General features: G+C 42.3%; 5 protein-coding genes. 1 reads left to right on the top strand and 4 read right to left on the bottom strand.

Annotation, left to right across the window (positions count from 1 at the left end):
• Positions 1–74: 74 nt before the first annotated feature.
• Genes AAEY57_RS00700 through AAEY57_RS00685 form a run of 4 tightly spaced genes read right to left on the bottom strand, consistent with a single transcriptional unit; the run spans position 75 to position 5874 of the window.
• Entirely contained in the window at positions 75–1073 is a 999-nt protein-coding gene (locus AAEY57_RS00700) for an L-threonylcarbamoyladenylate synthase (protein ID WP_350605712.1), read from the bottom strand.
• Between the two features lie 8 nt (positions 1074–1081).
• On the bottom strand, positions 1082–1879 hold the full coding sequence (locus AAEY57_RS00695) for a DUF6671 family protein (protein ID WP_350605711.1): 798 nt from the start codon (positions 1877–1879) through the stop codon (positions 1082–1084).
• Between the two features lie 3 nt (positions 1880–1882).
• Positions 1883–4309 carry a DUF2309 domain-containing protein gene (locus AAEY57_RS00690; protein WP_350605708.1) on the bottom strand — a complete coding sequence of 809 codons (2427 nt, stop codon included), beginning with the start codon at positions 4307–4309 and terminating at the stop codon, positions 1883–1885.
• Positions 4306–5874 carry an NADH-quinone oxidoreductase subunit L gene (locus tag AAEY57_RS00685; protein ID WP_350605706.1) on the bottom strand — a complete coding sequence of 523 codons (1569 nt, stop codon included), beginning with the start codon at positions 5872–5874 and terminating at the stop codon, positions 4306–4308. Before AAEY57_RS00685 ends, AAEY57_RS00690 begins: the two co-directional genes overlap by 4 nt.
• A gap of 96 nt (positions 5875–5970) precedes the next feature.
• Between AAEY57_RS00685 and AAEY57_RS00680 the strand changes: the two genes are divergently transcribed.
• Positions 5971–6849 (top strand): LysR family transcriptional regulator, encoded by an 879-nt coding sequence (locus AAEY57_RS00680; protein WP_028834276.1) that lies wholly within the window; start codon positions 5971–5973, stop codon positions 6847–6849.
• The last annotated feature ends 98 nt before the right edge of the window (positions 6850–6947 follow it).

Below are 6947 nucleotides of genomic sequence, written 5' to 3'. Positions count from 1 at the left end.
AAGAAAATAAGCCACACCTTAATTTAACTGACGTAGAGCTCAACGCACTAGTTATCGCTTAAGCAGATCTCAGGTTAACTAGTAGCCGCGCGACTAAGGCGATCATTCACTGCAGCCCACTCACTGCTTATTGGCGGCTTTTCGATATAAATAGTTAATGGGGTCGTCTCATCAATAAGATGCAGTGCTTTATACATATTTTTAGCGTATTCAATAGGGCAACTACTGAGCTTAGTAATACGCTCTGATGGAATGTCGCCCGCTAATAACTGCTGTTGCAATTGAGTAGAATAGATTAAATAGTGACTTTTACTCTGAGAGTTTTCACTCAAAATTTTAGCGAAATCTTCAGTATTAGCCAACATGGCTGGTGCATGAGGCTGATAATGCGCTTTTACATTACCCGGTACCACTTCGTTATGTGAATGTGGCGTGCTGACATGCAGTCCAGTTTTTTGCAAAATATCAGATGCTGAAATTGGTCCTGGGCGTAATATGCGTAACTGCTCTGAGCTGGCATCGACAATGGTCGATTCAATACCTACATTACATTCACCTCCTTGTAATACCGCACTAATTCGACCATTCAAATCGCGCATAACATGAGCTGCGTTGATTGGGCTCAACTGCTTGTATCGATTAGCCGAGGGAGCTGCAAGACCAGTATTTAATTGTTTTAAAACGGCTAAAAATTGCGGATGTGCTGGTACGCGTAAACCAATGCTATTCAAGCCACCTGTTACAGGGCTATTTAAATTATCTTTTGCATTTAAAATAAGTGTGAGCGGCCCTGGCCAAAAGGCTTCAGCAAGTGTAATCGCTGCCTTATTTACATTTTTTGCCCAGTGGTGCACATGTGATAGTTCAGGAATATGCACAATTAACGGGTGGTTTGTCGGGCGTCCTTTCGCGGCAAATATTTTTGCTACAGCATCACTATTGCTCGCATCGGCAGCAAGGCCGTACACAGTTTCTGTGGGTAAGGCAACGCATTCGCCCGCTTTTAATAGTGCCACGGCTTGGTTAATACGCTCTTCAGTATTCAATAATTGAGTGGGTTGTAATGATGTCATAATAACTCTTAAGGATTACAAAACTGGCAATATGTTGCATCAGCAACGCGTTTTTTATTCGTTTCAATGTGGCTAAAGCCGCAACTATCACACACTGAAGTAGTTGATTTCATTTGTTCTGTTGGCATATTACATAGCTCACAGGGCAAGCCTTTTGTAACTTGTTTAGCAACAAAGTTAGGGTTTTGGCACTGTGGGCATGTTGATGATAGTCGCCTTGCAAGATCTTCTGCAGCTCGGCTAATAATTACTTGGCGTTGCGGGCTATACATGGCCCTCAGATCAGGCGTGATTGTACCTGTGCTTGGCGTTTTTTCTGTATACAAAGCAATAAGCGCTTCTATGCTAAGCCCTTTATGAAGCGTTTGGGTGTCGTCAAGTATCCAATGCTGGTTTTCATAGCGCTGACATGCAGTAGTGATTGATTCAGTACTAGTTTCACTGTTTATAGTTAAACTGCTGGGCGAAAATGGTCCACCAGCGTATCTATAAATAGTATTGTTATTGTGTTTATCGTAAAAACAAATAACTTCTTCGTCCCAGTTCATTAAACCCGGATATGGCCCACCCCCAAAACTGCCTTCACTGCCAAGCCCAAATTGCTCGCCTGTGAGTTCACATGCGCGCTGAGCTTTTGTCAGTGCCGCTGTGTTGGCACTGCCATGACGTTGTACTTCGTGACTAAACATCCCAAGTGTATCGGTATCAAATAAATCAGTAGTGAATACCTCAAAACCAAGTGGCTCCAGAGCGGGAGCTACTAAAGGTGCCTTTTTATGTTTCGTGGCAATGACTATCTTTGGCATAGCTTATATTGGCTCATTAGAGGCTGAAATAGTTGAGAAATATCCATTTTCGAACTGCTCGAGAGTATTATCATCGCCCCAGCGAATGAGAGTGAGCCAATGGTTATCAATCAGCTCCTTCACCATGACATGTTTGTTATAAATTGCCGCGATTGCAGATTGCGGCGCAGCAATATATACATTAAGGCGAATTGGTTCGTGCATCCATTTTTCCCCATTGTGCAGTGACTGCATGGCTAAGCCAATACGAAGGTCACCGCCATTACCTTCAAATAATCCAATATTACCGCCGACTGCATTGTGGAGTATTTTATTACCACTGCCGTATTTATGGTTGTCGGTAACCGAGGCATTATATTGACTATTGATCCAATGGGTTACTATCATGGGGGCGGTCATGATCAGTTCTAATACCGCAAATTCGTTATCGTTTTCCCATTCATAATCATGTAAAAAACAGCGTCCTTGTAAGTTAACACTGCGAGTCCAGGCCCGTGGTGCAACAATAAAGGCGGCGTTATTAGCAAGCCCCCATTCTGGGCGTACTTGCGACCAATCGCGGGCACGCTGATGATAAGCATGGTTAATTTCATCCGCGGTTTTATTAACTAACTGTGGGTCGATATTTACTAAGCGTTCTTGCTGAGCGGTTTGCGTGGCAACGGTTAGCCATTTTTTTAGATTGTCATTAAGCTCGGTATCGTAAGCGGTGATGACATCCGTGGTTGTGTTATGAATAGCGGCAATAAATTGCGTGCTCTGTGCCAGTGTTAGCCCTCGCTCTTTAAGCGCTTGGCGCACTTGAGTATCGTTTAGTAAGTTAGCCAGCACGCGTACATTAACTTCGCCACTTTGCCCTCCACAGGCTCCACATTCTAGGCCAGCACTGTGTAAGTTATTGGTTGTATGGCTGGCGTGCCCCACCAACATAACATGCGGCGCAAACTCTTTTATTCCTAAGGTGTTAAGCACTTTTTGAGCTAAGTCGGTTTTGTCTTTTAGGGTCAGTTGTTGCTGATTTTGTGTTAATTGCCAGTCGGTGGTTGCGCACTTTTTAGCTTTACCTTTAGATAAAAAGGTATTTTTTATTAATTTAAATGCATACAGCCAGCCTGCTGATTCAACCATAGAAAACGATGAGGGGGCTGATTTTGACCAACTTTGCCATGTAGCACTATTTTGACGAGATGCTTCAAGCGCCGCGTCTTTGTGTGTTTGTGTGGCATGTATGGCTGGTTTGAGTAGCCCGGGTAGTTGAGGACGAGTAATTGCACTACCATTTTCTTGATATTCTAGTGGCAAGCCAAAAAAGCCGGCAAAGCCGAAGGTTTCTATATTTTTACTTTGCGATTCAAGCGCGCGGCGAATAACCTCTGAGCGTACATCAATACAAAACACTGCTTGTAATTGAGCGTTGTTCACTGGCGTTTTAGTGGCGTTTTGCAGCGCATGATTAAGCGGGTATTGATAGCTCAGCTCCAGTGCTTTTGCCCACACCCATAATGGCTTTTGTGCCAATTTGTGTGCATGCAGGCGCTCAATTACGAGTGACTTTTCTTGCTGCCACTGACTTTGTAGTTGTTTAAATGAAGCACTATCATGATCTGCCAGATACTGCCAAATAACCAAGTCCCATGCCATTCGCATGGCCAGTAGCTGTTTCATATCATCTTTTGGCTTAGCGTAAAGTTGGCCTTGGAATCGCAAATACGCTAACCACGATGCCCAACCATTAATATCTAAAAGCAGCGAATGAGCATATAACTCTAACGAGTCGTTATCTATATTAAGGGTTGAGAGTGTTAGTGCAATCAGTTCATCAGCGCAAGTGGGTAATTGCTTAAAATAGCCATTTAAATGCCGTTCATCCATAACAATGCTAATGCCTTTATCAGCTTGAATAACAGTAAGCCAATGGCGATATAATTCAGATGGGGCTTGAGTATCATTACGATGCAGCATAGGGCCGAGTTGTTGATAATGTGCAGCACAAAACTGACTCAACTGATGAGTAATTTCATCATGCCAAGCCATTTTATGCTTATTACGTTGTTGGTCGAGTAAATCAGCAATGTTGTGCCAGTCTACTAAAGGAACATCAATGTGAAGGGTTTTTATGAGTTGCTCATGCGTAAAGTCACTGTTAAGTAACTTGGCAGCATCGGCTAAGTGGTTATCAGTAATTATGCCGTTGTCGTACTTGTGCTGATAAAAGTCTTTAGGCATGAGCATATTGGCATTACATAAGGTATCAATGCGTGCGCTTACATCTTCAATAGGCAGGTGGCGCATTTCCCAAAATGGGTTAACTGCAATCATCTGATCTAAAGGCCAGTTTGGTGCTATGTAACCGCATACTTTATTAAGTATGTTGTTTTCAGTGTCACTTAACGATAATGCCGTGTGATTTGAATTCGTTTGATTGCTCATTTTGATTCCTCAACGGTGATTCCAGCTGCATGATTTTTTAAATCGGTGTGGCCATTATTAGGTAAATTTATCGGCCATATTTTTAGGGTTAACCGCGTAAACCACTCATCTAAATACAAACCTGCAAATAATAGGGTGGAAAGTGATTTAACCTGTGGTCGCCAAGACTGGTAGCGTAAAAAGTAGCTGGCAATCATTAACGTTAAAATAAGGGCTATTACCCAGCTATCGGCGAGGCTAAATGCAGCTTCGCGCCACTGCTCAAGATCTAGTGCTAAAGTAAATATATTTTTAGCAACCACATAACTAATAACAACTAATAGTGCGACTAGCAGTTTTTTACTGTGAGTTTGCACGCTAGAAGCGCCATGTTGGTTGGCCAGTAAAATAGTTAAAGCCGATGCTAAAAGTAGCCACACACTGACCGCGCCTTGATAGCCGCTAATGGTCCAAGCAGCGCTAGCTAGGGTAATCGACACCAATGCCCCCATTAACCAAGCAAAGCACGTGGGTGATTGTTTTGGAATGTGGCGGCGAATCAGATCTTCGTTTACACCGTTGCCTGAGTTTAAAAATGCAAAGGCTTTATAGGTTGAATGAGTAACAAGGTGAAGCAGAGCCAGTTCAAATAATCCCAGCGCACATTCTATGAGCATTAATCCCATTTGCGCACTGGTAGACCAAGCAAGCCTTACTTTAACGCTTATTCGGGTAGTCATTATCAAAGCGCTGATCACCGTAGTTAAACCAGCAATAATTAAAATTAACCACTGTGCAGCCGCAGCTTGAATAAACAAAGGCGCAAATAAAATTAATAAAAAGCCACCTAAATTTATCACCCCAGCATGCAATAAGGCACTGACGGGTGTAGGCACCTCAACCACTTTGATTAGCCAGCCATGCATAGGCAACTGAGCACATTTGATTAAAGCTGCAAAAGCGATTAAAAAGGCCGCGAATTGTTCAGCCAAAGGTAGCGGTAGTGTGGTGGTGTGATAAAAAGTAGTGATATCGCTAATGTATAGGCTATTGTGAGTAACCGATAAAATAATAAATGCGACGAGTAATAAGGATTCAGCTACGCGTGCCACAATAAACTTTTTATGAGCGGCGAGTACCGCACGAGGGCGCTCAGGATAAAACATTAATAGCTTGTGCAGTGCCAAACTAATTGCCACCCAGCCTAGCCAAAATAGCGCTAAGTGATTGCTCATAACTACAATCATCACTGCGGTTACGGTCAATAGCAGCCAGCGCCAAAAGTAGTTTACACGTGGCTCACCTTGCATATAGTGTTTGCAAAACCGAATTAATATTAGCGTTATGAACAGGATTAGTCCTAGCATAATAGTGCGGGTCACTGAGAGCGATAAGAAACTCAGTAAATCAAAGGCATAAATACGATAAAGTGCAACGGCACTGATAAATGCAACACTATTAAATAGCATCACTTTAAACAGTACATTGCCATTTGAGGCACAAGGTTGTCGGCCAATTAGCCACGCCGCTAAAAATGTGCTCAATGGCATCATTAGTAATAACAACGAAATAATATACTCGCTCATTCAGTGCTCCTTATTTAGTTATTGGAGTATGACAAACTAGATAACTAAATAAAAATAGATATAATGCATATAAACGTTCTATAAAAGAGAACTATAATGAGCCGTTTGAACTACCATCACTTGTATTATTTTTGGTCTGTTGCCCGAATTGGTAACTTAACCCAAGCCGCTAAAGAGCTGCATTTATCGCAGTCAGCGCTCTCCACTCAAATTAAACAGCTAGAGCACACCATTAATATTGAGTTATTTGAACGTAAAGGACGTACCTTGGCATTAACCGATATGGGAAAGCGGGTGCAAATGTACGCCAACGATATATTCACTAAGGGCGAAGAACTGTCGTCTTTTATTCATAAAGGGATGATTTCCCAAACTCAGCATTTATCAATCGGGGTGCTTAATACGCTCTCTCGTAATTTTATCGAGGAATTTATAAACCCTTTAATGAGTAACGACGAAGTACGCTTTTCACTTACTGCAGGGCGTATGGATGGGCTGTTAAATGGTTTGGCAGAGCACGAACTGGATTTAGTTTTAACTAATAAACCCATCGGGCTTGAGCACTACGATCAACTGTGGCAAAGCCAGTTGGTATCTCGCCAGCCATTAGCCATAGTGGGTCCAGCGGATAAAAAAACACGCGGTCAATTTCCTACCGGTTACACTGATGCACAATGGGTGCTACCCAGTAAAACCTCCGCGATTAGAGACTCATTTAATGCTTTGTGTGCTCGTTGGCAGTATCAGCCAAAAATAAAAGCAGAGGCTGACGATATGGCTATGCTGCGATTACTTGCCCGTGATAGTGGTGCGTTATCGGTATTGCCATCAGTTGTAGTAAAGGATGAAATAGAACAAGGCCTACTAGTTGAATATCAGCGTTTACCCGATGCATTTGAGCACTTCTATGCCATTACCGCGCAGCGCAAGTTTGTACCAGACATATTAAAGTCGCTGCTTGCCAAAACCTGCTAATTAATTTTAAAGTATGTTTTTTGCGTAAATACTTTATTTTTAAATAATAAAAAATAATTAAAGCTTTTAATTCGTTGGCCGATACCGTATTTATATTG

Origin of the sequence: Pseudoalteromonas sp. MER144-MNA-CIBAN-0113, from assembly GCF_040308965.1 — a bacterium.
Taxonomy (GTDB): Bacteria; Pseudomonadota; Gammaproteobacteria; order Enterobacterales; family Alteromonadaceae; genus Pseudoalteromonas; species Pseudoalteromonas tetraodonis.
This window is presented reverse-complemented; position numbering and strand designations above follow the sequence as displayed.